Origin of the sequence: Nonomuraea marmarensis, assembly GCF_043197025.1 — a bacterium.
In the GTDB taxonomy this organism is placed as follows: domain Bacteria; phylum Actinomycetota; class Actinomycetes; order Streptosporangiales; family Streptosporangiaceae; genus Nonomuraea; species Nonomuraea marmarensis.
On record NZ_JBICRM010000123.1, the window covers coordinates 1 to 961 of the forward strand.

At 69.5% G+C, this 961-nt stretch carries 1 protein-coding gene and 1 pseudogene; one reads left to right on the top strand and one right to left on the bottom strand.

Annotated features, from left to right (window positions below; genetic code table 11):
- Window positions 1-514, top strand: a 514-nt coding sequence (locus ACFLIM_RS50235) for a recombinase family protein (protein ID WP_393178039.1), incomplete at its 5' end; no start/stop codon positions are given.
- Window positions 515-602: 88 nt separating this feature from the next.
- Here ACFLIM_RS50235 and ACFLIM_RS50240 read toward each other — a convergent pair.
- Window positions 603-961 (bottom strand): annotated as a pseudogene (locus tag ACFLIM_RS50240) (MBL fold metallo-hydrolase); the annotation flags it as partial.

A 961-nucleotide genomic window follows, 5' to 3' on the forward strand; every position in this document is an offset into this window, starting at 1 on the left:
CCCGATCTGCCTGAAGGTCTTCGAGGAGAAGACCAGCGGCAAGCTCGCCACCGACGACCGGCCAGACCTCCTGAACGCGCTGGGCTACATCCGCGAGGGCGACCTGCTGACCGTCCACGAGGTCGACCGGCTCGGCCGCAACCTCCTGGAAGGGCTGATCGTCCTCAACGACCTGTTCCAGCAAGGCATCGGCGTCAAGGTCCTGGAAGGCATCGCGGCCGGCGAGCACACCGAACGGTCCCTGATCCTCGACATCGCGCTCGCCCTGGCCGAGGACCGGCGCCGCGACATCATCCGCAAGACCAAGAACGGTCTGGACGCCGCCCGCGCACGCGGCCGGGTCGGCGGCCGCCGCCCCGTTGTCGACGACGACAAACGCGCCGCGATCCTCGACCGCCGCAAGCGCGGCGAATCCATCCGCACCATCGCCGCCGCAGTGAAGGTCTCCGTCGGCGTCGTCCACAAGACCCTCGCAGACGCCCAGCTCGCCGCCGCAGAGGGCAACCCCCGCTGACCAGCCCGGCCACCCTGGAGAACGTCGTGCCGCTGCCCCAGATCCCGACCGGCGACCCGCGCGTACTGGCTGTGTCGCACACCGATCGCTAGCGGGGCGCCCCGTCGCGCTCGCTTCTTTGGGCGAGGCGCTGGAGTTGCCCGTTGTGCACATCGCTTACCCACTCCCAGCCGGACTTGGCCGATGGGCCGACCCGCGGGTCGCTGAGAGCACGGCCGTCACGCAAGGCGAGCACGTACGCCCGATCCTGGTCGATCCGGGCATGTACCTCGTCAGCTCCGCCGGCGGACCCGTGGCCCGGGACGAATACATCGACGTCGCCCGCCACGCCCTCCAGCAGCCGCAGCGCGGCGAGGTAGTCCTCGATCGGGTCAACGGTGCCGTTCAAGTCGAGCATCGGAATCAAGACATCAGAGAGCATGTCGCCGGCGACGAGAACCCCGCGTT